32 protein-coding genes and 1 riboswitch are annotated in these 26,030 nt (G+C 75.5%); of the genes, 24 read left to right on the top strand and 8 right to left on the bottom strand.

The annotated features are described in order from the left end of the window. Nucleotides 1-10: 10 nt before the first annotated feature. Nucleotides 11-688, bottom strand: a complete 678-nt coding sequence (locus HL663_RS13950) for a maleylpyruvate isomerase mycothiol-dependent enzyme family protein (protein ID WP_173028939.1) — start codon at nucleotides 686-688, stop codon at nucleotides 11-13. After that, the gene (locus tag HL663_RS13945) at nucleotides 685-1,491 is read right to left on the bottom strand and encodes a DinB family protein (RefSeq protein ID WP_173028938.1); all 807 of its coding nucleotides are present in this window, start codon (nucleotides 1,489-1,491) and stop codon (nucleotides 685-687) included. The genes HL663_RS13950 and HL663_RS13945 overlap by 4 nt, the downstream gene beginning before the upstream one ends. 72 nt (nucleotides 1,492-1,563) lie before the next feature. On the opposite strand from HL663_RS13945, the gene HL663_RS13940 reads away from it, so the two are divergent. The 11 genes from HL663_RS13940 (at nucleotide 1,564) to HL663_RS13890 (ending at nucleotide 10,601) form a co-directional block, all read left to right on the top strand. Beyond that, entirely contained in the window at nucleotides 1,564-3,048 is a 1,485-nt protein-coding gene (locus tag HL663_RS13940; RefSeq protein ID WP_173028937.1) for an RsmB/NOP family class I SAM-dependent RNA methyltransferase, read from the top strand. A 58-nt stretch (nucleotides 3,049-3,106) separates the two neighbouring features. Further along, on the top strand, nucleotides 3,107-3,763 hold the full coding sequence (gene rpe, locus HL663_RS13935) for a ribulose-phosphate 3-epimerase (protein ID WP_173028936.1): 657 nt from the start codon (nucleotides 3,107-3,109) through the stop codon (nucleotides 3,761-3,763). 2 nt (nucleotides 3,764-3,765) lie between these two features. Beyond that, nucleotides 3,766-4,377, top strand: a complete 612-nt coding sequence (locus HL663_RS13930) for a pentapeptide repeat-containing protein (protein WP_173028935.1) — start codon at nucleotides 3,766-3,768, stop codon at nucleotides 4,375-4,377. 176 nt (nucleotides 4,378-4,553) lie between these two features. Continuing rightward, nucleotides 4,554-4,684: riboswitch (FMN riboswitch) on the top strand. 140 nt (nucleotides 4,685-4,824) lie between these two features. After that, nucleotides 4,825-5,814, top strand: coding sequence for a bifunctional diaminohydroxyphosphoribosylaminopyrimidine deaminase/5-amino-6-(5-phosphoribosylamino)uracil reductase RibD (gene ribD, locus HL663_RS13925; protein ID WP_173030181.1), 990 nt, complete (start codon nucleotides 4,825-4,827; stop codon nucleotides 5,812-5,814). Between the two features lie 2 nt (nucleotides 5,815-5,816). Then, entirely contained in the window at nucleotides 5,817-6,431 is a 615-nt protein-coding gene (locus HL663_RS13920; RefSeq protein ID WP_173028934.1) for a riboflavin synthase, read from the top strand. Further along, nucleotides 6,428-7,681 carry a GTP cyclohydrolase II gene (gene ribA, locus HL663_RS13915; protein ID WP_173028933.1) on the top strand — a complete coding sequence of 418 codons (1,254 nt, stop codon included), beginning with the start codon at nucleotides 6,428-6,430 and terminating at the stop codon, nucleotides 7,679-7,681. Before HL663_RS13920 ends, ribA begins: the two co-directional genes overlap by 4 nt. Further along, on the top strand, nucleotides 7,678-8,184 hold the full coding sequence (ribH, locus tag HL663_RS13910; RefSeq protein WP_173028932.1) for a 6,7-dimethyl-8-ribityllumazine synthase: 507 nt from the start codon (nucleotides 7,678-7,680) through the stop codon (nucleotides 8,182-8,184). Before ribA ends, ribH begins: the two co-directional genes overlap by 4 nt. 4 nt (nucleotides 8,185-8,188) lie before the next feature. After that, a complete protein-coding gene (gene pnuC, locus HL663_RS13905; RefSeq protein ID WP_173028931.1) occupies nucleotides 8,189-8,947 on the top strand; it encodes a nicotinamide riboside transporter PnuC in 759 nt (252 codons plus the stop codon). Between the two features lie 43 nt (nucleotides 8,948-8,990). Next, nucleotides 8,991-9,254 carry a phosphoribosyl-ATP diphosphatase gene (locus HL663_RS13900; protein ID WP_173028930.1) on the top strand — a complete coding sequence of 88 codons (264 nt, stop codon included), beginning with the start codon at nucleotides 8,991-8,993 and terminating at the stop codon, nucleotides 9,252-9,254. Nucleotides 9,255-9,301: 47 nt separating this feature from the next. Further along, a complete protein-coding gene (gene hisG / locus HL663_RS13895; protein WP_173028929.1) occupies nucleotides 9,302-10,147 on the top strand; it encodes an ATP phosphoribosyltransferase in 846 nt (281 codons plus the stop codon). A 13-nt stretch (nucleotides 10,148-10,160) separates the two neighbouring features. Then, entirely contained in the window at nucleotides 10,161-10,601 is a 441-nt protein-coding gene (locus tag HL663_RS13890) for a PH domain-containing protein (RefSeq protein ID WP_173028928.1), read from the top strand. Here the strand turns inward: HL663_RS13890 and HL663_RS13885 are convergent, their stop codons facing one another. The 3 genes from HL663_RS13885 to HL663_RS13875 are packed head-to-tail and all read right to left on the bottom strand — an operon-like array spanning nucleotide 10,602 to nucleotide 13,545. Next, nucleotides 10,602-11,834, bottom strand: coding sequence for an MFS transporter (locus HL663_RS13885; RefSeq protein WP_286175635.1), 1,233 nt, complete (start codon nucleotides 11,832-11,834; stop codon nucleotides 10,602-10,604). A gap of 32 nt (nucleotides 11,835-11,866) precedes the next feature. Further along, the gene (locus tag HL663_RS13880) at nucleotides 11,867-12,973 is read right to left on the bottom strand and encodes an FUSC family protein (protein ID WP_173028927.1); all 1,107 of its coding nucleotides are present in this window, start codon (nucleotides 12,971-12,973) and stop codon (nucleotides 11,867-11,869) included. Beyond that, complete coding sequence (locus tag HL663_RS13875; RefSeq protein WP_173028926.1) at nucleotides 12,970-13,545, bottom strand: uridine kinase family protein; 576 nt, start codon at nucleotides 13,543-13,545, stop codon at nucleotides 12,970-12,972. The genes HL663_RS13880 and HL663_RS13875 overlap by 4 nt, the downstream gene beginning before the upstream one ends. Nucleotides 13,546-13,581: 36 nt before the next feature. On the opposite strand from HL663_RS13875, the gene hisF reads away from it, so the two are divergent. The 3 genes from hisF to HL663_RS13860 are packed head-to-tail and all read left to right on the top strand — an operon-like array spanning nucleotide 13,582 to nucleotide 15,664. After that, complete coding sequence (gene hisF / locus HL663_RS13870) at nucleotides 13,582-14,358, top strand: imidazole glycerol phosphate synthase subunit HisF (RefSeq protein ID WP_173028925.1); 777 nt, start codon at nucleotides 13,582-13,584, stop codon at nucleotides 14,356-14,358. Between the two features lie 26 nt (nucleotides 14,359-14,384). Further along, nucleotides 14,385-14,942, top strand: a complete 558-nt coding sequence (locus tag HL663_RS13865; RefSeq protein ID WP_173028924.1) for a hypothetical protein — start codon at nucleotides 14,385-14,387, stop codon at nucleotides 14,940-14,942. Between the two features lie 29 nt (nucleotides 14,943-14,971). After that, on the top strand, nucleotides 14,972-15,664 hold the full coding sequence (locus HL663_RS13860; protein WP_173028923.1) for a Pr6Pr family membrane protein: 693 nt from the start codon (nucleotides 14,972-14,974) through the stop codon (nucleotides 15,662-15,664). Here HL663_RS13860 and HL663_RS19185 read toward each other — a convergent pair. The 3 genes from HL663_RS19185 to HL663_RS13845 form a co-directional block, all read right to left on the bottom strand. Continuing rightward, nucleotides 15,639-16,070: a hypothetical protein gene (locus HL663_RS19185; RefSeq protein WP_216842570.1), complete on the bottom strand. Its 432-nt coding sequence runs from the start codon at nucleotides 16,068-16,070 to the stop codon at nucleotides 15,639-15,641. The genes HL663_RS13860 and HL663_RS19185 overlap by 26 nt on opposite strands. A gap of 97 nt (nucleotides 16,071-16,167) precedes the next feature. After that, a complete protein-coding gene (locus HL663_RS13850; RefSeq protein WP_173028922.1) occupies nucleotides 16,168-17,556 on the bottom strand; it encodes a DUF4331 domain-containing protein in 1,389 nt (462 codons plus the stop codon). Further along, complete coding sequence (locus HL663_RS13845; protein WP_173028921.1) at nucleotides 17,556-17,819, bottom strand: hypothetical protein; 264 nt, start codon at nucleotides 17,817-17,819, stop codon at nucleotides 17,556-17,558. The genes HL663_RS13850 and HL663_RS13845 overlap by 1 nt, the downstream gene beginning before the upstream one ends. Nucleotides 17,820-17,964: 145 nt before the next feature. On the opposite strand from HL663_RS13845, the gene hisI reads away from it, so the two are divergent. The 10 genes from hisI to lgt all read left to right on the top strand — a co-directional run bounded on the left by hisI (nucleotide 17,965) and on the right by lgt (nucleotide 25,904). Continuing rightward, nucleotides 17,965-18,333 carry a phosphoribosyl-AMP cyclohydrolase gene (gene hisI / locus HL663_RS13840; RefSeq protein WP_286175634.1) on the top strand — a complete coding sequence of 123 codons (369 nt, stop codon included), beginning with the start codon at nucleotides 17,965-17,967 and terminating at the stop codon, nucleotides 18,331-18,333. After that, nucleotides 18,330-19,886 (top strand): anthranilate synthase component I, encoded by a 1,557-nt coding sequence (locus HL663_RS13835; protein ID WP_173028919.1) that lies wholly within the window; start codon nucleotides 18,330-18,332, stop codon nucleotides 19,884-19,886. The genes hisI and HL663_RS13835 overlap by 4 nt, the downstream gene beginning before the upstream one ends. Continuing rightward, complete coding sequence (locus tag HL663_RS13830) at nucleotides 19,883-20,488, top strand: Trp biosynthesis-associated membrane protein (protein WP_173028918.1); 606 nt, start codon at nucleotides 19,883-19,885, stop codon at nucleotides 20,486-20,488. Before HL663_RS13835 ends, HL663_RS13830 begins: the two co-directional genes overlap by 4 nt. 64 nt (nucleotides 20,489-20,552) lie before the next feature. After that, entirely contained in the window at nucleotides 20,553-20,780 is a 228-nt protein-coding gene (locus HL663_RS13825) for an HGxxPAAW family protein (protein ID WP_030528323.1), read from the top strand. A gap of 14 nt (nucleotides 20,781-20,794) precedes the next feature. Further along, nucleotides 20,795-21,595: an indole-3-glycerol phosphate synthase TrpC gene (gene trpC / locus HL663_RS13820; RefSeq protein WP_286175632.1), complete on the top strand. Its 801-nt coding sequence runs from the start codon at nucleotides 20,795-20,797 to the stop codon at nucleotides 21,593-21,595. Then, complete coding sequence (gene trpB, locus HL663_RS13815) at nucleotides 21,592-22,836, top strand: tryptophan synthase subunit beta (RefSeq protein WP_173028916.1); 1,245 nt, start codon at nucleotides 21,592-21,594, stop codon at nucleotides 22,834-22,836. Before trpC ends, trpB begins: the two co-directional genes overlap by 4 nt. Further along, nucleotides 22,833-23,651 (top strand): tryptophan synthase subunit alpha, encoded by an 819-nt coding sequence (gene trpA, locus HL663_RS13810; protein WP_173028915.1) that lies wholly within the window; start codon nucleotides 22,833-22,835, stop codon nucleotides 23,649-23,651. The genes trpB and trpA overlap by 4 nt, the downstream gene beginning before the upstream one ends. Next, a complete protein-coding gene (locus tag HL663_RS13805; RefSeq protein ID WP_173028914.1) occupies nucleotides 23,648-24,163 on the top strand; it encodes a MauE/DoxX family redox-associated membrane protein in 516 nt (171 codons plus the stop codon). Before trpA ends, HL663_RS13805 begins: the two co-directional genes overlap by 4 nt. 30 nt (nucleotides 24,164-24,193) lie before the next feature. Continuing rightward, on the top strand, nucleotides 24,194-24,973 hold the full coding sequence (locus HL663_RS13800; protein WP_173028913.1) for a DsbA family protein: 780 nt from the start codon (nucleotides 24,194-24,196) through the stop codon (nucleotides 24,971-24,973). 31 nt (nucleotides 24,974-25,004) lie between these two features. After that, nucleotides 25,005-25,904: a prolipoprotein diacylglyceryl transferase gene (gene lgt / locus HL663_RS13795; protein ID WP_173028912.1), complete on the top strand. Its 900-nt coding sequence runs from the start codon at nucleotides 25,005-25,007 to the stop codon at nucleotides 25,902-25,904. Nucleotides 25,905-26,030: the final 126 nt, after the last annotated feature.

Genomic DNA, 26,030 nt, shown 5'->3' with positions numbered 1-26,030 from the left:
CCCCGCGCGCTCAGCCGCCGGGGAGCGGCCGCTCGGGCAGCGGGCCGAGCCCGGCGAGGGCCGGCAGCCACGGCGTGACGTCGCCGCGGACCACGAGGTCGCGGACCTCGTCGGCGGTCCGGCGTGCCGTGACGACCCGGAGCAGGTCGACCGGGTCCGCCCGCAGCACCACGCCGGCCTCCTCGGGAGCACCCGACGTGACCCGGACCCGCGTGCCGTCGTCGAGGGCGAGGGGCGGCAGGCCGTCGCCCGCCTGCGCGACGCGGCCGAGCATCCGGTCGAGGACGATCTCGAGCCCGGCGCCCGACCGGCCGCCGGGCTCGCCGAGGGCCCCGCGCAGGTCCTGCTCGTGGATGACGACGTCGCCGAGCGGCCGGGTGCCGTTGGACCCCATCCAGCGCACGAGCTCCGGTGCGAGGGAGCGCCACTCGTCGACGAGGGCCGCGACGTCGCGACCCCTCCGGGCCTCCACCTGGGCGGCGGTCCACGCCTCGCCGTGGTCGTCCGGCTCGTTGCCGTCGAGGACGTCGGCGCCGAGCCCGACCATGTGCGAGAGCAGGTCGCGGGCCGTCCAGGCGGGGGTCGCCGGCACGCGGACCTCCATCCGGGCCTCGCCGGCTGCGAGGACGAGCGAGCACACGCGCTCGTGCGCCCGCACCCACGCGTCGACGGCCGGGTCGGTGCTCATCGGGCCGTCAGGACGGCGAGGTCGCGCTCGGCGTAGCGCCGGTGCCACCACTCCTCGGTGAGGATCGTCAGCAGGCACTCACGGACGGGGAAGGACTCGGGCTCGGGCCAGCCGGGCGCCCGGACCGGCACGGTGCGGCCGGCGAGGTCGTCGTCGGTGAGCGTCGCGAGGTGCGCCCGCACGCGGTCCGCACGGTCGCGACGCAGGGCGAGGGCGGTGTCGAGGTCCGGCCGGGCGTCCCGGTCCGCGGTGAACGCCGGGGTCGGCGGCGCCTCCTCCCACGGCAGCGACAGCGGGTGCCACGGTGCCGGGTCGCCCTGCACCGCGCGCAGCAGCCAGCACTCGGTCGCGAACGCGAGGTGGCGCAGCGTGTCGACGAACGACCACTCGCCGTCGACGCGCTCGTGGAGGAGGGCAGCGTCGAGGGACCGGGCGCGCTCGAGGGTGCCGGCCCACAGGTCCTCGAGGACGGCCCAGGCGTGCCGGAACCCGTCGGCGTCGGTCGGCCGGAGGTCGGCGTGCCCGGGCGCGGTCCGGTCGAGCTCGGCGAGCACGAGAGGCGCGACGTCGACGCCGTTGACGACGAGCCGGCCGATCTCGCCGCTCAGCTCGAGGCTCTCGACGTACGCCCCGCGCACCCGCACGTCGCGCAGGAGCACGTCGCGCAGCACCATCCCGCTGAGGTCGGCCGACCGCAGCTCGGCGTCCCGCAGCCGGACGTCCTCGGCGCGGGCGGAGCTGAGGTCGACGCGTCGTGCCGTCGTGCCGGAGAGGTCGAGCCCGTCGTGGTCCACGGTGTCCATGCGGCCCACGCTAGGGGTGGATGCGGACGAGCGGCGTCCGCTGCGCCGAGCGGCCGCCGGTAGCCTGCTCCGGTGCCCGACCGACCCTCCAGCCCCCGGGGCCGCGGCCCGCGCCAGCGCTCCCGCACCGCCCCCGCCCAGCGCACCCGCACGGCCGAGCCGACCCGGTTCGCCGCCTACACGCTGCTGCGGGCGGTCGCCGACGGCGCCTACGCCAACCTCGAGCTGCCGCAGATCCTGCGCCGTCGCGGGCTCGAGGGCCGCGACGCCGCCTTCACGACCGAGCTCGCGTTCGGGACGCTGCGCTGGCAGGGCCTCTACGACCGGGTGGTCGAGGTCGCCGCGGGTCGTCCGATCGAGCGGATGGACCCCGCCGTCGTCGACGTCCTGCGGCTCGGGGTGCACCAGGTGCTCGGGATGCGCGTCGCGTCGCACGCCGCGGTCGACCAGACCGTCGGGCTCGCGCGGACGGTCGCCAGCCAGGGCGCGAGCGGGCTCGTCAACGCGGTGCTGCGACGGGTCGGCGAGCGGACGCTCGAGGAGTGGGTCGAGGAGGTCGCGCCGCGCGACGGCGGGACCGCCGCGCTCGCGGTGCGCCACTCGCACCCGGAGTGGGTCGTCAAGGCCCTGCGCGCGGCCCTGATCGGCCACGGCCGCGCGACGCCCGAGACCGTCGACGCCGAGCTCGACGCGCTCCTGGCCGCCGACAACGTCCCACCCGTCGTCCACCTCGTCGCCCGCCCGGGGCTCGCCACCGTCGAGGAGCTCCTCGAGGACGCGGACGCGGAGGCCAGCACCGGCTCGCCGATCGGGGCGGTGCTCCACTCCGGCGACCCGGGCCGCATCGGCGCCGTCCGGCAGGGCCGCGCCGCCGTGCAGGACGAGGGGTCCCAGCACCTCGCGCTCGCCCTCGCCGCGGTGGAGGTGCCGGACGGCGTCCCCGCGCGCTGGCTCGACCTCTGCGCCGGCCCGGGCGGCAAGGCCGGCGTGCTCGGCGCCCTCGCGATCGAGCGCGGCGCCGACCTCACCGCCGTCGAGGTGAGCGAGCACCGGGCCGACCTCGTGCGCTCCAGCCTCGCCGTGCTGACCGACCGCGCCGAGGACGCCGGACGCGCGGTCGAGGTCCGGACCGCCGACGGCCGACAGGTCGGGGAGGACGAACCCGCCTCCTACGCACGGGTGCTCGTCGACGCGCCGTGCACCGGCCTGGGCGCGCTGCGCCGGCGGGCCGAGGCGCGCTGGCGTCGCACCCCCGCCGACCTCGCCTCCCTCGGGCCGCTGCAGCGCGCGCTCCTGGTGTCGGCCCTCGACGCCGTCGCGCCCGGCGGCGTCGTCGCCTACGCCACGTGCAGCCCGCACGTCGCCGAGACGCGCTTCGTCGTCGGCGACGTCCTCAAGAAGCGCGACGACGTCGAGGTGCTCGACGCCCGTCCGTACCTGCGCGACGCCGCCGGGGAGCAGCTGGCCGACCTCGGCGACGGGCCGTACGTCCAGCTCTGGCCGCACGTCCACGGCACCGACGCGATGTTCCTCGCCCTCCTGCGCAAGCGGGCCTGACGCCCGGCGGGGGTCACCCGCGCCGGCGCCGTCGGTCCGCCTCGCTAGGGTGGCGCGCGTGCAGATCTCGCCCTCGATCCTCTCGGCCGACTTCGCCAACCTCCAGTCCGAGCTCGCGGCGATCGCCACGGCCGACTGGGCGCACGTCGACGTCATGGACAACCACTTCGTGCCCAACCTGACGCTCGGGCCGCCCGTCGTCGAGGCGCTGCGCAAGGTCTCGCCGATCCCGCTCGACTGCCACCTGATGATCGAGGACCCCGACCGCTGGGCCCCCGGCTACGCCGAGGCCGGGGCGCAGTCGGTCACCTTCCACGTCGAGGCCGCCGCCGACCCGGTGGCCACCGCCCGCGCCATCCGCGCCGCCGGCGCGCGCGCCGCGTTCGCGGTCAAGCCGGGCACCGACTTCGCGCCCTACGAGGACCTGCTGGCCGAGGTCGACATGGTCCTCGTCATGACCGTCGAGCCGGGGTTCGGCGGGCAGTCGTTCATGGCCGACCAGATGCCCAAGGTGCGCCAGGTCCGCGAGGCCGTGCGCCGGCGCGGCGGCGAGGTCTGGGTCCAGGTCGACGGCGGTGTCTCGGCGAGCACCATCGAGCAGTGCGCCGAGGCCGGCGCCGACGTCTTCGTCGCCGGGTCGGCGGTCTACGGCAAGGAGTCCGCGGCGGACGCCGTGGCCGAGCTGCGGGCGCTGGCCGAGCGGCACCGGCACTGACCGTGCCCTCGCTGGCGGAGCGCCTCGCGCAGGAGGGCGGCTGGGCCGCCGGCCTCGACCTCACGGAGGGGCTCGCCCCGGGCGAGGTGCTCGCCGGCGCCGAGCTCGAGGGCTGCCGGATCACCGGTGCGGTGCTCGAGCGGGCCGTGCTGCGCGACGGCACGTTCACGGACTGCACGTTCACCGGCTGCGACCTCTCGATGGTCGTGCTCGACGGGTCACGCTTCACCGACTGCCGCTTCGTCGAGTGCAAGGCCCTCGGCGTCGGCTGGGGCAGGGCCGCGCCGGCCCCCCTGTCGACGCGCCCCTGGGACATGGAGCGCTGCCGCCTCGACCTCGGCTCCTTCCGCGACGCGCAGGCCGCCGGCTCCCGGTTCGCCGACTGCTCGATGCGCGAGGTCGACCTCGCGGGCGCGGACCTGCGCCGGGCGACCTTCGCGGGCTGCGACCTGGGCGGCGCCACCGTCGCCGGCACCGACCTGCGCGAGGCCGACCTCGTCGGGGCGAGCGGCTACCTCCTCGACCCGACCGCGAACCGGGTGCGCGGGATGCGCGTCGACGCGGTCGCGGCCGGCGGCATCCTGCGGGCGCTGGGGCTCGTGGTCGAGGATTGACCCGACCTTGAGTGGGTCTTGGTGCAGCGGACCCGCGCCCGGCCGATGGGGGAGGTGCCCGGTGGCGCCGGTCGGCGCCGCCCGAGGTCGCCGACCGGCCCGGCAGGGGCCGGTCGGTCGGCGACGTCACACGGGATCTCGTGGCGGCCGCCGGGGTGGTGGCGCATAATGACCGGGTACGTGCTCCGGGGTCGGTGCAATTCCGAACCGGTGGTGACAGTCCACGACCCGACCGCAGCCAGCGGCCGGTTGACGCGGTGAAACTCCGCGACCGACGGTGAGAGTCCGGATGGTAGGCAGCACGTGTCGACGGGAGCAGTCTGTCCCGTCGACGGTCGTCGTGACCGCGCACCCGTGCGCGAGCCGCCGACCCGTCCGCCCGGAGCCCGACCGACCAACCGGTTCGAGGCACGAGGACGGACGAGAGTGGAGCGAGACACCGCGCTGATGCGCCGGGCCCTCGATGCCGCCGTGCGCGGGCCCGAGGCCGACCCCAACCCGCGCGTCGGCTGCGTCGTCACCGACCGGGACGGCGCCGTCGTCGGCGTCGGGCACCACCGGGGCGCCGGCACGCCCCACGCCGAGGTCGACGCCCTCCGGCGCGCCGGGAGCGCGGCGCGCGGGGGCACCGCGTACGTGACGCTCGAGCCGTGCGACCACACCGGGCGCACCGGCCCCTGCTCCCTCGCACTCCTCGACGCCGGGGTGGCCCGGGTCGTCCACGCCGTCGCCGAGCCGTGGGCGCAGGCCGCCGGCGGGGCGGCGCGCCTCTCCGCGGCGGGCGTCGAGGTCCACGCCGGCCTGCTCGCGCACGACGCCGAGGCGGTCAACCGCACCTGGCTGCACGCACGGCGCACCGGGCGGCCCTTCGTCACGTGGAAGGCCGCGGCCTCCCTCGACGGGCGCTCGGCCGCCGCCGACGGCTCGAGCCGCTGGGTCACCGGCGAGGCGGCCCGCGCCGACGTCCACGCCCTGCGCGCCCGCTGCGGCGCGGTCCTCGTCGGCACCGGCACGGCGCTGGCCGACGACCCGGCCCTCACCGTGCGCGACGCCGACGGCCGCCCCACCGGCCGACAGCCCCTGCGGGTCGTCGTCGGCAAGCGCGACCTGCCGGAGGGCGCCCGGCTCACCGACGACGCCGCCGAGACCCTGCACGTCGCGACCCACGACCCCGCCGCCGCGCTCGCCGCCGTCCACGAGCGCGGCGTCCACCACGTCCTGCTCGAGGGCGGCCCGACCCTCGCCGCCGCCTTCCTGCGGGCCGGCCTCGTCGACGAGGTCCTCGCCTACGTCGCCCCGGTGCTGCTCGGCGGGGGACACCCCGTCGTCGGCGACCTCGGCGGCAGCTCGATCGGGGACGCCCTGCGCCTCGAGACCACCGACGTCACCGTCCTCGGTGGCGACGTCCGCATCACCGCCCGACCGCTGAGGAGCTGACCGTGTTCACCGGAATCGTCGAGGAGCTCGGCACCGTCGTCGCCCTCGAGAGGGGGAGCGACTCCGCCCGGCTCACGCTGCGCGGCCCGCTCGTCACCTCGGACGCCACGCACGGGGCCTCGATCGCCGTCAACGGCGTCTGCCTCACGGTCGTCGAGCACGCCGACGGCGAGTTCACCGTCGACGTCATGGCCGAGACGCTGCACCGCTCGAGCCTCGGCGCGCTGGCCCCGGGCGACCGGGTCAACCTCGAGCGGGCGATGGCGGCGTCCTCCCGGTTCGGGGGCCATGTCGTCCAGGGCCACGTCGACGGGACGACGACGGTCACCGCCCGCGAGCCGGGCGAGCGCTGGGAGGTCGTGCGGTTCGGGCTGCCGGCGGACCTCGCGCCCTACCTCGTCGAGAAGGGGTCGATCGCCGTCGACGGGGTGTCGCTCACCGTCGTCGACGTCACGGACGACGCCTTCTCGGTCTCGCTCATCCCGACGACGCTCGACCTGACCACGCTGGGGCACAAGGGGGTCGGCGACCCGGTCAACCTCGAGGTCGACGTCCTCGCGAAGTACGTCGAGCGGCTCCTCGCGACCCGCTTCTCCCCGTCGGAGGTGGCGCCGTGAGCACCGGCCCCGCGCCCGCCCTCGCCTCCGTCGAGGAGGCCCTCGACGCCCTGCGCGCCGGCCGGCCGGTGCTCGTCGTCGACGACGCCGACCGCGAGAACGAGGGCGACGTCGTCCTCGCCGCCGAGACCCTCGACGCCGGGTGGACCGCGTGGGCGGTGCGCCACAGCTCGGGCTACCTCTGCGCCCCGATGCCCGAGGCGACCGCCGACCGGCTGGGCCTGCCGCTCATGGTCCGCGACAACGCCGACCCGCTCGGCACCGCCTACACCGTGACCGTCGACGCGGCCGTCGGGGTCAGCACCGGCATCTCGGCCGCCGACCGCGCCCGCACCGCGCGCGTGCTGGCCGACCCGACGTCCACGCCCGCGGACCTGCGCCGCCCCGGGCACCTCGTCCCGCTGCGCTCCCGCGACGGCGGCGTGCTCGTGCGCCCGGGCCACACCGAGGCGACGGTCGACCTCTGCCGCCTCGCGGGTCTCGAGCCGGTCGGCGTCATCGGTGAGCTCGTCGAGGACGACGGCTCGATGACCCGCCTCGACGGCGTGCGGGCCCTCGGCGAGCGCTTCGACCTGCCGGTGCTGACGATCGCCGACCTCGTCGCCTGGCGCCAGCGCCACGACCGCGTCGTGCGGGTCGCCGACACCGTCGTCCCGACGCGGCACGGGCGCTTCCGGGCGCTCGCGTACCGCGACGACGTCACCGGCGAGGAGCACCTGGCCCTCGTCAGCCCGTGCGGGCTCGGCGACGGTCCCGTCCTCGCCCGCGTGCACTCCGAGTGCCTCACCGGCGACGTCCTCGGCTCGCAGCGCTGCGACTGCGGACCCCAGCTGGACCGGGCCCTGGAGCGGGTCGGCGCCGAGGGCGGCGTCGTCGTCTACCTGCGCGGCCACGAGGGGCGTGGGGTGGGCCTCGCGGGCAAGCTGCGCGCCTACGAGCTGCAGGACCGCGGCCTCGACACCGTCGACGCCCAGCTCGAGCTCGGGCTGCCCGTCGACGCGCGCGACTACACGGTGGCCGCGGGCGTCCTCACCGACCTCGGGGTCGAGGCCGTGCGGCTGCTCACGAACAACCCGGCCAAGGTCGAGGGCCTGCGGGCCCACGGCATCGAGGTGCCGGCCGTCGAGCGGTTGCGCACGACGCCGACCCCCACCAACAGCGAGTACCTGCGCACCAAGCGCGACCGGATGGGCCACGACCTCGTCGTCGACGCCCACGACCCCCGAGAGAACCCGAGGAGCACGGCATGAGCGGAGCAGGGTCCCCGAGCCTCGCGGCGGACGGGCGCGGCCTGCGGGTCGCGGTCGTCGCCGCGTCCTGGCACGAGCGCGTGATGGACGGGCTCCTCGACGGCGCGCGCCGCGGCCTCGCCGAGTGCGGCGTCGAGGACCCCCTCGTCGTCCGCGTCCCGGGCACGGTCGAGCTGGGGGTGGCCTGCGCCCGCCTCGCCCCGGCGCACGACGCGCTCGTCGCGCTCGGCGTCGTCGTGCGCGGCGGCACACCGCACTTCGACTACGTCTGCCAGTCCGCGACGGCCGCGCTGACCGACGTCGCCGTGCGCACCGGCGTGCCCGTCGGCTTCGGGGTGCTCACCTGCGACGACGACGCGCAGGCCCTCGACCGCGCGGGCCTGCCGGGCTCGCACGAGGACAAGGGCCACGAGGCCGCCGTCGCGGCCGTCGCCACCGCCGTCACCCTGCGCGACCTCGGGGACCGTGCCCCGCTGCCCCCGACCCCCCGACAGGACGGATGACCCCGTGCACCTCCTCGCCGCCGCGGCCCAGCCGGGCCCGAACCTCTTCCAGCAGGCGCTCGACGCGAGCATCCCGATCGGCAGCTACCAGCTGCACTACCTCGAGGTCCTCGGCGTCCTCATCGGCATCGTCTCGGCGTGGTTCGGGATGCGGCGCGCCGTCTGGGCGTGGCCGGTCGGCATCGTCGCCAACGTCATCCTCTTCTTCGTCTACCTCGGGGCGATGGTCGGCGCCGACCAGCGCATCCCGCTGCTCGGGCAGGCCGGCCGGCAGGTGTTCTTCATCGTCGTGAGCATCTACGGCTGGGTCACCTGGGCGGCCCTGCGCCGCAGCCGCGGCGGGGGAGCGGCCCCGGCGGTCAACCCGCGCTGGATGACGACGCGCGAGCGGGCGGTCGTCGGGGTGGGCTGGGTCCTCGGCACGGTCGTGGTCCACGCCGTCTTCCAGGCGATCCTCGACGCCAACCCCAACCCGTACTTCACGCCGGCGTGGTGGTTCTCGTGGTGCGACGCGTGGATCTTCGTCGGCTCGGTCGTCGCCACGTACGCGATGGCCCGTGGGTGGAACGAGTTCTGGTTGGCCTGGATCGGGGTCGACCTCGTCGGGGTGCCGCTGGGCTTCGCGACCGGGTACGTGCCGACCTCGGTCATGTACGTCTTCTACGGGATGTTCGTCCTCTACGGCTTCTCGCAGTGGGTCCGGCTGACCCGCGCGGCGGGCGACACCCCGGCCCGCGGCGACGTCGTGGCGCCCGTCGCCTGACCGGCGGTCGGACCCGTCCCCGCGCCCCCGTAGGCTGGTGCCCGTGAAGACGTTCGACGCGCTGTACGCCGAGCTCGCCGAGAAGGCCCGCACCCGTCCCGAGGGATCGGGCACGGTCGCGGAGCTCGACGCCGGGGTCCATGCCATCGGCAAGAAGATCGTCGAGGAGGCGGCCGAGGTGTGGATGGCCGCCGAGCACGAGGGGCGCGAGCGCACCGCCGAGGAGATCAGCCAGCTGCTGTACCACCTCCAGGTGCTCATGCTCGCCGCCGACCTCTCCCTCGACGACGTGTACCGGCACCTCTGAGCCGGCCCCCCGCCTCCCGTCGACGCCCCACCCCCAGGAAGACCCCCATGCTGCGTATCGCCGTCCCCAACAAGGGATCCCTCGCCGACCCGTCGGCCGCCATGCTCCGTGAGGCCGGGTACCGGACCCGCCGCGACGCCAAGGAGCTCGTCGTCACCGACGTCGACAACGGCATCGAGCTGTTCTACCTGCGCCCGCGCGACATCGCGGTCTACGTCGGCTCCGGCACCGTCGACTGCGGCATCACCGGCCGCGACCTGCTCCTCGACTCCGCCTCCGCGGCGGTCGAGGTGATGCCCCTCGGCTTCGGTGCCTCGACCTTCCGCTGGGCCGCCCGCCCCAACACCGCGTCCGACGTCGCGGGCCTCGCCGGCCGCCGGGTCGCGACGAGCTACGCGGGTCTCGTCGAGAAGCACCTCGCCGACCAGGGGGTCCAGGCCTCGGTCGTGCGCCTGGACGGCGCGGTCGAGACGGCGATCACCCTCGGTGTCGCCGACGTCATCGCCGACGTCGTCGAGACCGGCGCGACCCTGCGCAGCCAGGGCCTCGAGGTGTTCGGCGAGCCCATCCTGCGCAGCGAGGCGGTGCTCGTGCGCCGCGAGGGCAGCGAGGAGGCCGCCGGCATCGAGGTCCTGCGCCGCCGCCTGCTCGGCGTCGTCACCGCCCGCCACTACGTGATGCTCGACTACGACGTGCCCGCGGCCCTCGTCGACCGCGCCTGCGCCGTCACGCCGGGCCTCGAGAGCCCGACCGTCTCGCCGCTGCAGAACCGCGACTGGTGCGCCGTGCGCGCGATGGTCCCGCGGATCGGCACCAACGCGGTGATGGACGAGCTCTACGACCTCGGCGCGCGCGCCATCCTCGTCACCGACATCACCGCCTGCCGGCTCTGAGCGGGTACCGACCGTGACCGACGCGCCCGCCCCTGACGCCCCCTTCCGTCCCCGGCGGGGGCGCGTCGTGCCGCTCGTCGTCGCGGGCGTCTTCGTGCTCATCTGCACGGCGGTCGCCGTCGGGATGGGGGTCGCCGGCCAGTGGGGGCTCGGCGACCAGCTGGCGCTCGTCGCGTTCGGCGTCGCCGTCGGGGCCTTCCTCGCCCGCTACGCCGCCATCCGGGCGACGCCGGGGGAGGCCGGGCTGACCGTCCGCAACCTCATGCTGACCCGCACCGTGGGCTGGGACGAGATCGAGGCGGTGCGCTTCGTCGACGGCGACCCGTGGGTCAGCCTCGAGCTCACCGACACCGACGTCGTCGCCGTCATGGCCGTCCAGCGCGTCGACGGCGACCGCGGTCGCGCCGAGGCCGACCGCCTGCTCGCGCTCGTCCGCGCCCGCCGCCGCGGCTGATCAGGTCGCGGCCCGCTCGGCCCCGACCCGGGCGCTGCCCGGCCGCAGCCGGCTCAGCGCGAGCAGCTGCGGGAGCGCCATGAGGCAGAGCAGCGCCCAGAGCAGGGTGTAGCCGCCCGAGGCGTCGCGGACGGCGCCCATCGTCGCGGGCCCGACCGAGGCCAGCGAGTAGCTGACGAGGAAGGCCATCGCCGTGAGGCGGGCGCTGTCGCGCGGGGTGACGGAGAAGCGGACGAGGAGGCCGAGCCCGAGGGCGAAGCACGCCCCCTGGCCCGCGCCGAGGAGCAGCGCCCAGCCCCAGGCGGCGGCGTCCGGGGCCAGCCAGACCCCGGCCTCGCCGAGTCCGCCGAGCAGCGTCGCCCCGGCGAGGAGCCACCGGGGGTCGCGGACCCGGTCGAGCAGGGTGGGGGCGACCAGCCCGCTGACCAGCTGGGCCCCGGTGAAGACCGACATGAGGAGCCCGGCGTCGCCGGCGCTCCACCCGTGCGACTCGTAGGTCGGGGCGAGCCACGCGAGCGAGGAGTAGAACTGCCAGGACTGGAAGGTGAGGTAGGCCGCGAGCACCCACGCCGTGACGCTGCGCCACGGGAGGGCGTGCGTGACGTCCTCGGCGTCGGGGTCGGGCGGGGCCGCGGCCGCCCGGCGGGCGGAGCGGCGGGCCAGCGGCACCCAGACGAGGCCGGCGACGGCCGCCAGCGGCGCCCACGCGAGGAGCGAGCCGGCCCACCCGCCGAGCCCATCGGCGAGCGGCACGGCCACGGCCGAGGCGACGGCCGCCGCGCCCATCATCGACATCATCGTGAGGCCGGTGCCCAGGCCCGAGCGGTGGGCGGGGAAGACGCTCTTGACGATGCCCGGCAGCAGGGTGCCGGCGAGGGCGATGCCCGCACCGGCGACGAGGGTGCCGGCGTAGAGCGACCACGTCTGCCCGCCCCCGACCCCGCGCACGACGAGGCCGACGAGCACGAGCCCGACGCCGTGGCCGACGGCGACGCCGGGCCCGACGCGACGGGCGACGAGGTTCGCGACCGGGGCGAGCAGGCCCATGCAGAGGACCGGCAGGGTCGTGAGGACGCCCATCGCGGCGCTCGAGAGGCCGAGGTCCGCGCGGACGGTCTCGGCGAGCGGCGGCAGGCTCGCCATGAGCGTGCGCAGGTTCGCGGCGACGAGCACGAGCGCGGTGACGACGAGCCAGGTCGGCGTCGACGCGGTGGGGCGGGTGGGGGTGGTCACGAGGCAGTCACCGCGGCATCCTCACACGCGCCTCAGGGCAGGTGGGACTCCGGGACCAGCTGGAGCGCCTCGTCGTCGTCGAGGCCGGCGACGACGAGCAGGTCGACGACGATCGAGCGCACCTGACCGCGCACCATCTCGGCCGAGAGCCCGGCGGACGGCTCGGCGCGGGCGGACAGGCCGGCGACCCGCGCGAGGACGACCCGGCCCGCCGACGGCAGGGCGTGCTCGTCGAGGACGCGGGCGAGGTCGTCGGCGGCGCGGGCCAGCTCGGCGACGAGGTCGACGTACCGCGGCGGCACGGTCTCGTCGCGGCGGACGGCCACGCCGGCCCGGCGGGCGAGCACCCGCAGGTTGCGCACGCAGCGGTCGAGCGGGACGACGAGCGCGGAGGCCGCGACCGCCTGCGGCCGGTGACGGCGCAGGAGGGGCGACTGCCGGACGACGGCGACGCCCTCGGCGGCGGCGGTGCGCAGGTCGGTCAGCCGGTCCTCGAGGGAGCGCGCCTCGTCGAGGGCGTCACGGGCGAGGTCGACGTCGCCGGTGCGCAGCGCCTCGGCCACCGACTCGAGCGTGCGGGCGACCGCGCGCACGGTGCGCGCGGCCTCGGCACGGGGGCGCCCCACCGGGCTCGTCGGCACCAGCGCCCCGATGACGAGGGCCACGAGGCCGCCGACGAGTGCGTCGAGCCAGCGCCCGACCCCCGTGCTCGTCGTCGCGGCGAAGGCGACGATGAAGACCGACTGCACGCCGGCCTGGATGACGACGAGCTGCCCCGACGAGACGACGATCGCGATGGCCATCGCGGCGACGACGACGAAGGCCATCTGCAGGCCCCCGCTGCCGAGCAGGAGGATGGTCACGTCCCCGACGAGCACGCCGATGGCGACGCCCACCGTGACCTCGACGATCCGCCGCAGGCGCTGCCCGTAGGTCAGCCCGAGGCAGAGGATCGCCGTGACCGGCGCGAAGAACGGCTGCGGGTGGCCGAGGGCGAGCCGGGCGGTGAACCACGCGACGACGACCCCGAGGCCGATCTGGAGGAGGAAGACGACCCGGTCGTGCAGCCGGTGCAGGCCGCGGGCCAGGGCCGCCCGCACGTCGTCCGCACCCGACCGGGCCCGGGCGGCGAGGCTCACCGGCCCTCCGTCGAGACGCGGACGTCGGCGTGCTCGCGGGTGCGGTCGGCCGCGAAGACGCGCTCCTCCTGGGCGGCCCAGCGCTCCCAGTGCGGCCGGAAGGTCTCCCCGTCGCGGTCGATGCCACGGCGCATCCGCTCGTCGCGGGGTGCCTCGACCCAGACGCGGACGGCCGCGAAGTCGCCGGCGCGCCCCACGCTGGAGCCGCAGCCCTCGACGACGAGGACCGGCGCCTCCGGCACGGCCCGGGTCTCGCCCCAGCCGTGGAGGTCCCAGTCCCAGACCCGGTAGCGGGCCTGCTCGCCGCGCGAGAGCGGGTCGAGCACCTGCTCGACGAGGAGCGGCACGGCGTCGGCGAGGCCGTCCCAGCCCGGGTAGAGCTCGTCCATGTGCACCACCGGCGCGCGCAGGGCCTCGACGACGCCCTTGGCGAGGGTGGTCTTGCCCGAGCCGCTCGGGCCGTCGACGGCGACGACGGCCGTCGGGCCGCAGCGGGACGGGGCGTCGCGCAGCGCCTCGAGCACCGCCTCGACGTGCGCCGGCTCGGCCGGGTCCGTCACCTGGAACCACACGGTGGACGACCCTAGCGCCGCCACTACGCTGGCGCCGTGTCGTCCGTCGCCGTCCGTGTCATCCCGTGCCTCGACGTCGACGCCGGCCGCGTCGTCAAGGGCGTCAACTTCCGCGGCCTGCGCGACGCGGGGGACCCCGTCGAGCTGGCCCGCCGCTACGGCGAGCAGGGCGCCGACGAGCTGACCTTCCTCGACGTGACGGCGAGCAGCGGGGACCGCGCGACGATGTACGACGTCGTGGCCCGCACCGCCGAGCAGGTCTTCATCCCGCTGACCGTCGGCGGGGGAGTCCGCACCGTCGACGACGTCGACCGGCTGCTGCGCGCCGGCGCCGACAAGGTCGGCGTCAACACGGCCGCCATCGCCCGCCCCGAGCTCATCGCCGAGACCGCCGACCGCTTCGGGGCGCAGGTGCTCGTCCTGTCCGCCGACGTGCGCCGCCGGCGGACCGAGGACGGCTCGCCCGCCGGCGGGTTCGAGGTCACGACGCACGGGGGCCGCACCGGCACCGGGCTGGACGCCGTCGAGTGGTGCGCCCGGGCCGAGTCGCTCGGCGCCGGCGAGATCCTCCTCAACTCGATGGACGCCGACGGCACGAAGGACGGCTTCGACCTCGAGCTGATCCGGCTCGTGCGGGCCGAGGTGTCGGTACCGGTCATCGCGAGCGGCGGGGCCGGCGCGGTCGGCCACTTCGCCCCGGCCGTCGAGGCCGGTGCGGATGCGGTCCTCGCCGCGAGCGTGTTCCACTTCGGGGACCTGACCATCGGTCAGGTCAAGGACGCGCTGCGCGCCGACGGGCTCCCCGTCCGCTGAGCGCAGCGGACGACGGAGGGGGAGAGATGCTCGACACCGCGCACCCGCGCGACCTCGTCATGGTGGGGGCCGTGTTCGGCCTCGCGACGTTCATCTGGTCCGGCTGGGCCCAGGAGGGCCCGCCGCGGCCGGTCCTGTGGCGGGTGCTGCTCGGCGTGCTCGGTGCCGGGGGGCTGGCGCTGGCCGGCTGGAGCGCGACGCAGGCCGTGCGGCACTGGAGCGGCTCGAGCGCGATCCAGCCCGGCAGCCGGGCCTTCACCGTCTACCTCGTCGTCTTCTGGGCCGAGGTCCTCGTGGCGGGGGTCGCCGGGGTGCTGCTCGCCCGCCGCGGGCGCGGAGACCTCGTCGCGCCGCTCGTGCTCCTCGTCGTCGGCCTGCACTTCGTCGCGCTCGCGGTGGTCTTCGGGCAGCCGGTGCTGCACCTGACGGCGGGCCTGCTCGTCGCGGTCGCGGTCCTCGCGGCGCTCCTCCCGCCCGGCGCGGTCGCGCGCAGCTTCTGGTGCGGGCTCCTGGGCGCGCCGGTGTTCCTCGCCGTCGGGCTGTGGTGCGCGCTGACCGGCGAGCCGCTGCTCGATCCCGCCTGAGGGGGCGCGCCGCTCCTAGACTCGCGCTCGTGACCCTCGCGCGCGCCCGGCAGCTGCACCTCGTGGTGGCGGTCGTGGCCACGACCGCCCTCGTCCTCCAGGCCGTCCTCGTCGTGACGGGGGCGTCGGTGCTCGCCGAGACGGAGGTGCCGCCGCTCGCGACCCGGCTCGGGCGCCTCGTCTCGTACTTCACGATCCAGAGCAACCTCCTCGTCGCCGTCACCGCGTGGCAGCTGTGGCGCGACCCGCTGCGCGACGGCCGCTGGTGGCGGCCGGTGCGCCTCGCGGCCCTCGTCGGCATCACGGTGACGGGGCTGGTCCACTTCGTCCTGCTGCGCCCGCTGCTCGACCTCGAGGGCGCGAACTGGGTCGCCGACAAGCTGCTCCACCTGGCCGTGCCGCTGCTGGCGCTCCTCGCGTGGGCGCTCGCCGGGCCGCGCCCGCGCGCGACGTGGCGCGCCGCGCTCGAGGCGCTCGTCTGGCCGGTCGCGTGGACCGTGTGGACCCTCGTGGTCGGCGCGCTGAGCGGCTGGTACCCCTACCCGTTCCTCGACCACCGCGAGAACGGCGTCGGGCCGGTCGTCGTCGCGGTCGTCGGCATCACGGTGCTCTTCCTCCTGCTGTTCGCGGGCGCGGTCGCGCTCGACCGCCGGCTGCGGCCGGTCCCGGACGCCGGGGGCGCCGGGGACGCGGCGCTCAGCCGGGCCAGTCGAGCTCGGTGACCTCACCGCCGACGACGGTGGCCGTCATCGTCACCTCGTGGGTGCCGACCGGGTAGAGCTCGTAGTCCCCGGCGAGCAGCTCCGGGTAGACCAGCGACGAGAGGGTGCCCGACGGGGTGGGTCGGGGCACGACGCCGACGTGCGGGAACGGCGACGCGTGGTGGTGGCCGTCGTCGTGGTGGTGGCCGTCGTCGTGGTGGTGATGGTGGCCGTGCGCCGCAGGCTGGTCGTGGTCGTGGTCGTGGTGGTCGTGCGGGGCGCTCGCCCCGACGGGTCGGATCTCGACCTCGAGGTCGTCGAGGTCGGGCCGGTCGTCGGGCATCGTCACGACGAGGGCGCCGACGTCGCCGCCGATGTCGAGGGGCACCGGCCCCTGGCCGGCATGGGGGTTCTCCGCGGTGGGCACGGTGGGTCCTCTCGGGTCGGGCGGGGTGGTGCGGTGGGGGTGGAGCGGGAGGGGCGCGCCCCGCCCACCGGGGTCGGTGGGCGGGGCGCGCCGTCTCTCAGGCGGCGCCGTCCGCGGTGCCGGGGGAGGTCTGGTACCCCCCGGCCGGGGTCCCCAGGTAGGGGAACTCGTCGAGGAACGGCGGGTTGGTGTTGCTCGTGCCGTCGGTCAGCCCGGCCGTCGCGTCGTCCGGGGTGAACGAGGGGTCGACGAGCGGGATGGTCGCCCCGGCGACGGCGCGCAGCTCGATGGCCACGACGTCGTCGACCGGCCGGCGGCCGTTCGGGAACCCGGCGGCGTCGCCGGCGACGAGACCGATCGGGTTCGGCTTCTTCGCCGGCGGGACCGCCATGTTGAGGCGGAGCATGTCCGCCTGGTTCGCGCCGGTGTAGTTCTGGAAGCCCGGCACGACCCCCTTCGGGATGCCCGTCAGGAGGATGGCGAGCAGGTCCGCCCGGTTCTTCTTGTAGGCCGCGAGGCGCGGGAAGACCCCCGGGTAGAGCGCCGGCAGCAGCCGGGCCAGCTCGGGGCGGGCGACGTACCCGGCGTACGCCGAGTCGCCCTCCGGCGGGACCGAGTTCCACGCGTCCTTCTCGGCCATCGGGGTGATGACCTCGTTGAACAGCGGGTTCCCGAGCCGCGAGACCTGCTGGAACGGACCGGTGGCGGTGGAGCCGCCCTTGCCCGTGTGCAGCACCCGCGTCTTCTGCCGGCTCGCGGTGGCCCACACCCCGATGACCGAGCCGGCGTCGTCGACGTCCCTGGGCGTGCGGTGGTCGGCCGTGAGGTCGGCCTTGGGCACCTGGATGGCGATGCTGTGGACGTTGAGCCCCTGGGTGCCGTTGACCCCGGCCGCGGTCGCGGACGGGATGAGGTGCGCCATCTGGAACGGACGCAGCGTCCCGAGGTCGAAGATGCTGCCGAGGTCGACGTGGAAGCCCTCCGCCCGCTGCCCGGCGAACACGGTGCGCCCGCCCGCGATGCGGTGGACGGCCTGCGCGGCGAGCTTCTCGTAGTCCGGCGTGCTGCGCGGCCCGACGTTGACCGGCGGGCACCCCAGCCCCTCGGCGAGCGTGGCCCAGCCCTTACCCTTCTCGTAGCGCGTCACCGTGTACCGCTGCGGCCGGTTCCACTGCGGGCCGTAGATCGAGGTGATCGGCCCGGTGTTGTAGAGGAAGGTCCGGCTGTTGCGGATCCGGGTCTCGAACCGGAACCGGTAGACGACGTCGGCCTCGCCGGCCGTCCCCGAGTTGCTCACCTTGATCTCGTAGAGCACGTCGTCGCCGAACTCGTAGAAGTTCGGCCCGCCCTGCGGGTTCTGGAAGGGGATGAAGTTGGCGATGAGCGTCACGTGGCTCGGCTTGTCCGGGCTGACGAACGCGTAGACGTCGGTGTTGTCGGCGACGGGGTCCTTGGAGACCTCGGGTGCTTCGCGGTGGGAGGACATCAGGCCTTCCCCCCTGCCGCCTTGACGAGCCGGCGGACGAGGGCGGGGTCGTGGACCTCGACCTCCTCCTCGCCGACCATGAGCGAGATGACGCCCGTGCCGGGGTCCTCGATGAACGCGACGAGGACGGCGTCGTCCAGCTCTCCCAACGCCTCGTCCTTGCTGCGGGTGGCGCCCTGTGCCGCGGTGGCCGTGGCGACGACGGCGATGGCCGTCGTCGTCCCCGCCGCCGCCAGGAGGCCGCGTCGTGATGTCCCTGCCATGGTGCTTCCCTTCGTGGGGAGCGCGGGTCTCGCCCCGCGCTGGAGCGGGCCGCGGACGTCGACCACCAGGGTCCACAGCGACCCATCGGTGTTCGGAGCCCTGCCCCGGGTCGGATGGGTCGCCCCGTCACGGCAGAATGGCGGGGTGCCGACCGACCCCGTCCTCGACCCCGCCGTCGCCGCCCGCCTCAAGCGCGACGAGCACGGCCTCGTCGCCGCGATCGTCCAGCAGCAAGACTCCGGCGAGGTCCTCATGCTGGGCTGGATGGACGACGAGGCGCTGCGTCGCACGCTCACCGAGGGGCGCGTGACCTTCTGGTCGCGCAGCCGCCGGGAGTACTGGCGCAAGGGCGACACCTCCGGCCACGCGCAGCACGTGCGCTCGGTCGCGCTCGACTGCGACGGCGACGCGCTCCTCGTGCGCGTCGAGCAGGTGGGGGCCGCCTGCCACACCGGGGACCGCACCTGCTTCGACGCGGGCGACCTCGGGGCCGTCGTCGGGGCCGGCGCATGAGCGCCGCCGAGACGCCCGACCTCGCCTACGGCCAGACCTGGCCCGCGCTCGACGCCTTCGGGGTGCTCGCGCGCGACCGCCGCGTCATCCCCGTCGTACGCCGCCTCATGGGCGACGCCGAGACGCCGGTCGGGGTCTACCGCAAGCTCGCCGGCGACCGGCCGGGCACCTTCCTCCTGGAGTCCGCCGAGCACGGCGGCGTGTGGTCGCGGTGGTCGATCATCGGCGCCGCGAGCCGCGCCACCCTGACCGAGCGCGACGGCGAGGCGCACTGGCTCGGCGAGCCGCCCGTCGGGGTCCCGACCTCGGGCCCCGCCACCGAGGCCCTGCGCGCGACGATGGAGGTCCTCGCGACCCCGCCGATCGCCGGCCTGCCCCCGCTGACCGGCGGGATGGTCGGCGCCGTCTCGTACGACGCGGTGCGCCGCTGGGAGAAGGTCCCCTCCGAGCTGCCCGACGAGCTCGGCGTCCCCGAGCTCGCGATGATGCTCGCCACCGACCTCGCCGTCCTCGACCACGCCGACGGCTCGATCCTCCTCGTGGCCAACGCCGTCAACTACGACGACACCGACGAGCGCGTCGAGCAGGCCTGGTCCGACGCCGTCGCCCGGCTCGACGCGATGACCGCGGCGCTCGCCGCGCCCGCCCCGAGCACGGTCGCCGTCGTCGACACCGACGCCGTCGAGGCCGCGATGGCCGGCGTCCGATCGAACACGACGCGCGAGCGCTACGAGGAGGTCGTCGAGCTGGCGAAGGAGGACATCCGCGCCGGCGAGGTCTTCCAGGTCGTCCTCTCGCAGCGGTTCTCGCTCGACTGCCCGGCCGACCCGCTCGAGGTCTACCGGGCGCTGCGCGCGTCCAACCCCAGCCCCTACATGTACCTCTTCCGCTTCCCGGCGCCCCACGGGTCGGACTACGCCGTCGTCGGCAGCAGCCCCGAGGCGCTCGTGCGGGTCACGGGGGAGCGGGCCATCACCCACCCGATCGCCGGGTCGCGCCCCCGCGGCAAGACCCCCGAGGACGACGTCCGGCTCGCCGAGGAGCTGCTCGCCGACCCCAAGGAGCGCTCCGAGCACGTCATGCTCGTCGACCTCGGCCGCAACGACCTCCAGCGGGTCTGCCGGCCCGGCACCGTCGACGTCGTCGAGTTCATGGACGTGCGCCGCTACAGCCACGTCATGCACCTGGAGTCGACGGTCGTCGGCGACACCCGGCCCGGTGTCGACGCCTACGACGTCCTCGTCTCGACCTTCCCGGCGGGCACGCTCTCGGGCGCGCCCAAGCCCCGCGCCCTCGCGCTCATCGAGCACTACGAGCCCTCCCGGCGCGGCGTCTACGGCGGCGTCGTCGGCTACCTCGACTTCCACGGCGACCTCGACATGGCCATCGCCATCCGCACCGCCCTCGTCCGCGACGGCGTCGCCCACGTGCAGGCCGGCGCCGGGATCGTCGCCGACTCCGTGCCGGCCCGCGAGCACGAGGAGTGCGTCGCCAAGGCGACCGCGGCCCTGCGGGCGGTCGCGACCGCCGCGGCGATGCGGACCGTCACGTGAGGCGGCTGACGGGCAAGGGCCCTGTCGCCCTCCTCGCCCTGCTCGGCGCCGGGGTCGTCCTCGTCGCCGGGTTCCGGCCGTGGGTGTCGGGCACCGTGGCCGACGCCGTCCTCGGCGGGAGCCGCGTCGAGGCCACCGGCTCCGAGGTGGCGCCCGGGCTGTCCGCGATCGCCCTCGCGGTGGCCGCCGCCGCGGTCGCCGTCGTCGCCGCCGGACGGGTGGGCCGCACCGTCGCCGTCGTCCTGTGGGCCGGGTGCGTCGTCGTCGCCGGGGTGCTCACCGTGCGCGTGCTCGCCGACCCCTCGGGCGCCCTCGGCCCGGTCGCCGCCACCCGGGTCGGGCGCACCGGCACCGTGGAGGCGGTCGCGTCGGCCACGGCGATGCCGTGGGTGGCGCTGCTCGGGCTGCTCCTGGCGGCCCTCGCGCTCGGCTGCGCCCTCGTCGGCGCCCGCCGCTGGGCCGGGCCGTCGCGCCGCTACGAGGCCCCCGGCGCCGCCGAGGGGCACGTCGCCGGGCGCCGCGGCGAGCGGGTCGCGAGCGACTGGGACGACCTCTCCGCCGGACGCGACCCCACCGACGTCGGCGACGACGCCACGACCTGACAGAATCGGACGCGACGTCACGACCCGGGCCGACCGGCCCCCGACCCTCCGAGGTGGAGCCCCCATGAGCGAGATCGAAGACCACGGCCACAGCCTGGCCGCGTGGACCGCGGTGGGCATCATCATCGTCGCGTCGGCCATCATGTGCCTCGCCGTGATGTTCCCCAACGTCCCCCTGTTCATCGGTGGTGCGGTGCTCGCCGTCGTCGGCGGCATCGCCGGCAAGGTCCTCTCCATGGCCGGGTACGGCGCGGCCGGGCGCGACCGCGGCGAGGCCCCCTCGATCCGATGACCGGCGGTCCTCCCGTGACCTCCGTCCTCGACTCCATCGTCGCCGGGGTCCGCGAGGACCTCGCCGAGCGCGAGACGCACCTGCCGCTCGAGCGGCTGCGCGAGCTCGCGGCCGACGCCCCGCCGGCCCTCGACGCCGAGGCGGCCTTCCGCCGACCGGGCGTCTCGCTCATCGCCGAGGTCAAGCGCTCCAGCCCGAGCAAGGGCGCGCTCTCGGACATCCCCGACCCCGCGGCGCTCGCCGCCGCCTACGCGGCCGGCGGCGCGACGGCGATCTCGGTGCTCACCGAGCAGCGGCGCTTCGGCGGCAGCCTCGCCGACCTCGACGCCGTCCGGGCCGCCGTGCCGGTCCCGGTGCTGCGCAAGGACTTCGTCGTCACCGACTACCAGGTCTGGGAGGCGCGGGCGCACGGCGCCGACATCGTCCTGCTCATCGTGGCCGCCCTCGACGACGACCTCCTGCGCTCGCTCCTCGCGCGGGTCCGCGAGCTCGGGATGACTGCGCTCGTCGAGGTCCACGACGAGGCCGAGACCCAGCGCGCGGTCGACGCCGGCGCCACCGTCGTCGGCGTCAACGCGCGCAACCTCAAGACCCTCGAGGTGCACCCCGACACCTTCTCGCGGCTGCGGCCGCTCGTCCCGGAGGGCGTCGTCATCGTCGCCGAGTCCGGCATCACCGGCCCCGCCGACGCCGCGGCCTACGCCGCGCAGGGCGCCGACGTCGTCCTCGTCGGCGAGGCCCTCGTCCGCGACGGCGACCCGGCGGCCGGGGCCGCCGCGATCGTCGCCGCCGGAGCCGTGGAGGCGACCCGATGACCGAGCACACCCCGACCACCGACACCGGTCTGACCGTCGACGAGCTGCCCCGCCCGGGCCGTTTCGGCGACTTCGGCGGCCGCTACGTCCCCGAGGCGCTCGTGCCCGCGCTCGAGCAGCTCGACGAGGCGCGCCAGAAGGCCGCCGTCGACCCCGAGTTCCAGGACGAGCTCGCCCGCCTGCACGCCACGTACACGGGCCGGCCGAGCATCATCACGGAGGTCCCGCGGTTCGCCGCGCACTGCGGCGGCGCCCGGGTCGTGCTCAAGCGCGAGGACCTCAACCACACCGGCTCGCACAAGATCAACAACGTCCTCGCGCAGGCGCTGCTCACGAAGCGGATGGGCAAGACCCGCATCATCGCCGAGACCGGCGCCGGCCAGCACGGGGTCGCGACGGCCACGGCCGCCGCGCTCATGGGCCTGGAGTGCACGGTCTACATGGGCAGGGTCGACACGGAGCGGCAGGCCCTCAACGTCGCGCGGATGAAGATCCTCGGGGCCGAGGTCGTCGCCGTGGAGCACGGCTCGGCGACCCTCAAGGACGCCATCAACGAGGCGCTGCGCGACTGGGTCACCAACGTCCAGAGCACCCACTACGCCATCGGCACGGTGACCGGGCCGCACCCGTTCCCCGAGATGGTCCGCGACTTCCACGCGATCATCGGCGAGGAGGCCCGGGCGCAGGTCCTCGAGCTGGCCGGGCGCCTGCCCGACGCCGTCATCGCGTGCGTCGGCGGGGGCTCGAACGCGATGGGCATCTTCCACCGCTTCGTCCCCGACGCCGGTGTGCGCCTCATCGGCGTCGAGGCCGGCGGCGAGGGCGTGGACTCCGGCCGCCACGCGGCGCGCTTCGCGGCGGACGCGACGCCCGGGGTCCTCCACGGCGCGATGAGCTACCTCATGCAGGACACCGACGGCCAGACCGTCGAGTCGCACTCCATCTCGGCCGGGCTCGACTACCCGAGCGTCGGCCCCGAGCACGCGCACCTGCGCGACAGCGGGCGGGCCGAGTACCGGTACGCCACCGACGACGCGGTGATGGAGGCCTTCCGGCTGCTCTGCCGCACCGAGGGCATCATCCCGGCCCTGGAGTCGGCGCACGCGCTCGTCGGCGCGATGGAGGTCGGCCGCGAGCTCGGCCCCGACGCGCTGCTGCTCGTCAACCTCTCCGGGCGCGGCGACAAGGACATGCACACGGCCGCCGCCTACTTCGGCCTCGTCGAGGAGGGCACCCAGTGACCGCCGGGACCACGTCGGGCGTCGCCGACGTCCTCGCCCGCTGCCGCGCCGAGGGCCGGGCCGCGCTCGTCGGCTACCTCCCCGTCGGCTTCCCGACCGTCGAGGGCTCCCTCGAGGCGATGCGCGTCCTCGTCGAGGCCGGCTGCGACGTCGTCGAGGTCGGGGTGCCCTACAGCGACCCGCTCATGGACGGCCCGGTCATCCAGCACGCGGTCGCGACCGCGCTCGAGCAGGGCAGCCGGGTCGACGACGTCTTCACCGCCGTCGCCGCCGTCCGCGACGCCGGGGCGACGCCGCTCGTCATGACCTACTGGAACCTCGTGATGCGCCGCGGCGTCGAGCGGTTCGCCGCCGATCTCGCGGCCGCCGGGGGAGCCGGGCTCATCACGCCCGACCTCATCCCGGACGAGGCCGACGAGTGGGTCGCGGCCAGCGACCGGCACGGGCTGGACCGCGTCTTCCTCGTCGCGCCGAGCTCGACCCCCGACCGCCTCGTGCGCGTCACCCGCGACGCGCGCGGGTTCGTCTACGCCGCCTCGACGATGGGTGTCACCGGCGCCCGCACGAGCGTCGACACCGACGCCCGCGCGCTCGTCGAGCGGGTCCGGGCCGTCACCGACCTCCCGGTCTGCATCGGCCTCGGGGTCTCCACGCGCGAGCAGGCGGCCGAGATCGCCGGGTACGCCGACGGCGTCATCGTCGGCTCGGCCCTGGTCAAGGTCCTCGCCGGCCCCGGGGAACTCCCCGAGCGCCTCGAGGCGTTGCGCACACTGACCGCCGAGCTGGCCCAGGGCGTCCGGGAGGGGAAGCGATGAGCACGAGCACCCGCGAGGTGGGCACCGCGCCCGCCTGGTACCGCAGCGACCGCGTGCTCGACGTCGTCGGCCTCGCCGCGCGCCTCTTCCTCGGGATCGTGCTCCTGTGGGCCGGGTTCGCCAAGGTGGGCCGGCCGCTCACGTCGCAGCGCGCGGTGCAGGCCTACGACCTGCCCTTCCTCTCGCTCGACGTCGCGGGCTGGATCGGCCTGGCCCTGCCCTTCCTCGAGATCGTCCTCGGGATCCTCCTCGTCCTCGGGCTCTTCACGCGGCCGGCCGCCGTCGTGGGGACCGTCCTCATGGTCGTCTTCGTCATCGGCATCTCCCAGGCGTGGGCCCGCGGGCTGACCATCGACTGCGGCTGCTTCGGCGGCGGCGGCCAGGTGGGTGCCGCCGACACGAAGTACCCTCAGGAGATCGCGCGGGACGCCTCGTTCGCCCTCGCCGGCGCCTGGCTCTGGTGGCGTCCGCGCACCCTCGCATCCCTCGACCGCGTCCTCTTCGGACACTGACCGACCGCACCGAAAGGCACCACCTCCGACATGGCGAAGAACTCGACCAGACCGAGCCCGGGCAACGCCCGCCAGGCCAAGATCCAGGCGGCGCAGAAGTCCTCCGGCGGAGGAGGGGCCAACAAGATCGTCGTCGCGACGGTCGTCCTCGTCGTCGCGATCGTCGCGGTCGTCGGTGGGGTCATCTGGATGCAGACCTCGCAGAAGAACGAGGTGACCGGCGGCGGCAACGCCGTCCCCGCGGGTGCCGCGGGCCTCGGCGCCGGCTACCCGGCGTTCACCGACGTCAAGGCCGCCGCGGGCGCGCCGACGCTCGACGTCTTCGAGGACTTCCAGTGCCCGGCCTGCAAGTCCTTCGAGGACGCGCTCGGCCCGACGGTCGAGAGCCTCGCCCAGGAGGGCAAGGTCAAGGTCGTCTACCACGTGAAGAACTTCCTCGACGACAACCTGCGCAACGACAGCTCCACGAAGGCCGGCAACGCCGCCTTCTGCGCGGCCGACGCGGGCAAGTTCCAGCAGTTCCACGACCAGGCGTACGCCAACCAGCCCACCGAGGGCGCCGGCTTCACCGACGACCAGCTCAAGGGCTTCGCCTCCGCGGCCGGGATCACCGGTGACGCCCTGACGACCTGGCAGCGCTGCTACGACGCCGGCAAGTACGTCGACTACGTCAACTCGGTCGAGACCAAGAGCTTCGAGGACGGCGTGCGCGGCACCCCGACCCTCCGCCTCAACGGCAAGGACCTCGACCTCGGCCAGGTCGGCACGCCCGAGCTGTTCACCCAGGCGATCCAGGGCGCCACGACGTGACCCCGGCGCACCGGCAGGCAGGTCGTCGCGCGTGACGACCTACCTGCCGAGCCCGACGGTCGCGGCGTTCGACCTCGGGCCCCTCACCATCCGGGCCTACGCCCTGTGCATCCTCGCCGGCATCGTCCTCGCCGTCTGGCTGACCGGCCGGCGCCTGGCCGCCCGCGGGGTCGACTCCGCCGTCGCGCTCGACGTCTCCGCGTACGCGGTCATCCTCGGCATCATCGGTGGCCGGCTCTACCACGTCGTGACCACGCCCGGCCCGTACTTCGGGGAGGGCGGGCACCTCGTCGACGCGCTGAAGATCTGGAACGGCGGCCTCGGCATCTGGGGCGCCATCGCCCTCGGCGCGGTCGGCGTCTGGATCGGCTGCCGCCGGGCCGGGGTCCCGTTCCTCACGTTCGCCGACGCGGCCGTGCCCGGGGTGGCGTTCGCCCAGGCCATCGGCCGGTGGGGCAACTGGTTCAACAACGAGCTCCACGGCGGCCCGACGACCCTCCCGTGGGGCCTGACGGTCCACCAGTGGGACCAGTCGGCCGGTCGGGCGGTCACCGACGCGTCGGGCGACGCGGTCGTCGCGGGGGTCTACCACCCGACGTTCCTCTACGAGTCGATCTTCCTCGTCGTCCTCGGCTTCGGCCTGCTCGCGCTCGAGCGGCGCCGCCGCCTCGCGCCGGGGCAGCTGCTCGGCCTCTACGTCGCCGGCTACCCGATCGGGCGCATCGTCGTCGAGAAGATGCGCACCGACGAGGCCGAGCTGATCCTCGGCCAGCGCCTCAACGTCTGGACGAGCATCGTCGTCTTCCTCCTCGGGGTCTGGATCGTGTGGCACACCGGTCGCCGGGCCCGTCGGGAGCCGGCCGCACAGGACGAGCCGGTCGTCGCCGGCCCGTCCACGACCGAGCGCTCCGAGTCCCAGGATGTGGGATAGCACCGCTCGAATGGCAAGACACGGGGGGCCGGGGATAGCATTCCGGCACGTGGCCAGAGACGTCCGCGCCTGACCTTGCCGTGCCCGGTCCCCGCCAGGGGCCCTCGACCCCCGAGGACGGTGATG

Source organism: Arthrobacter sp. NEB 688 (assembly GCF_013201035.1).
Classification (GTDB): domain Bacteria; phylum Actinomycetota; class Actinomycetes; order Actinomycetales; family Dermatophilaceae; genus Phycicoccus.
This window is presented reverse-complemented; position numbering and strand designations above follow the sequence as displayed.

Excerpts from the sequence above, each read along its gene's own strand:
- hisG (WP_173028929.1), top strand. The coding sequence starts at position 9,302 with ATGCTGCGTATCGCCGTCCCCAACAAGGGATCCCTCGCCGACCCGTCG.
- HL663_RS13825 (WP_030528323.1), top strand. The coding sequence starts at position 20,553 with ATGAGCGAGATCGAAGACCACGGCCACAGCCTGGCCGCGTGGACCGCG.
- HL663_RS13805 (WP_173028914.1), top strand. The coding sequence starts at position 23,648 with ATGAGCACGAGCACCCGCGAGGTGGGCACCGCGCCCGCCTGGTACCGC.
- ribH (WP_173028932.1), top strand. The coding sequence starts at position 7,678 with ATGAGCGGAGCAGGGTCCCCGAGCCTCGCGGCGGACGGGCGCGGCCTG.
- ribD (WP_173030181.1), top strand. The coding sequence starts at position 4,825 with ATGCGCCGGGCCCTCGATGCCGCCGTGCGCGGGCCCGAGGCCGACCCC.
- HL663_RS13865 (WP_173028924.1), top strand. The coding sequence starts at position 14,385 with ATGCTCGACACCGCGCACCCGCGCGACCTCGTCATGGTGGGGGCCGTG.
- HL663_RS13850 (WP_173028922.1), bottom strand. The coding sequence starts at position 17,556 with ATGTCCTCCCACCGCGAAGCACCCGAGGTCTCCAAGGACCCCGTCGCC.
- HL663_RS13950 (WP_173028939.1), bottom strand. The coding sequence starts at position 688 with ATGAGCACCGACCCGGCCGTCGACGCGTGGGTGCGGGCGCACGAGCGC.
- HL663_RS13945 (WP_173028938.1), bottom strand. The coding sequence starts at position 1,491 with ATGGACACCGTGGACCACGACGGGCTCGACCTCTCCGGCACGACGGCA.
- HL663_RS13845 (WP_173028921.1), bottom strand. The coding sequence starts at position 17,819 with ATGGCAGGGACATCACGACGCGGCCTCCTGGCGGCGGCGGGGACGACG.
- HL663_RS13835 (WP_173028919.1), top strand. The coding sequence starts at position 18,330 with ATGAGCGCCGCCGAGACGCCCGACCTCGCCTACGGCCAGACCTGGCCC.
- HL663_RS13800 (WP_173028913.1), top strand. The coding sequence starts at position 24,194 with ATGGCGAAGAACTCGACCAGACCGAGCCCGGGCAACGCCCGCCAGGCC.
- trpB (WP_173028916.1), top strand. The coding sequence starts at position 21,592 with ATGACCGAGCACACCCCGACCACCGACACCGGTCTGACCGTCGACGAG.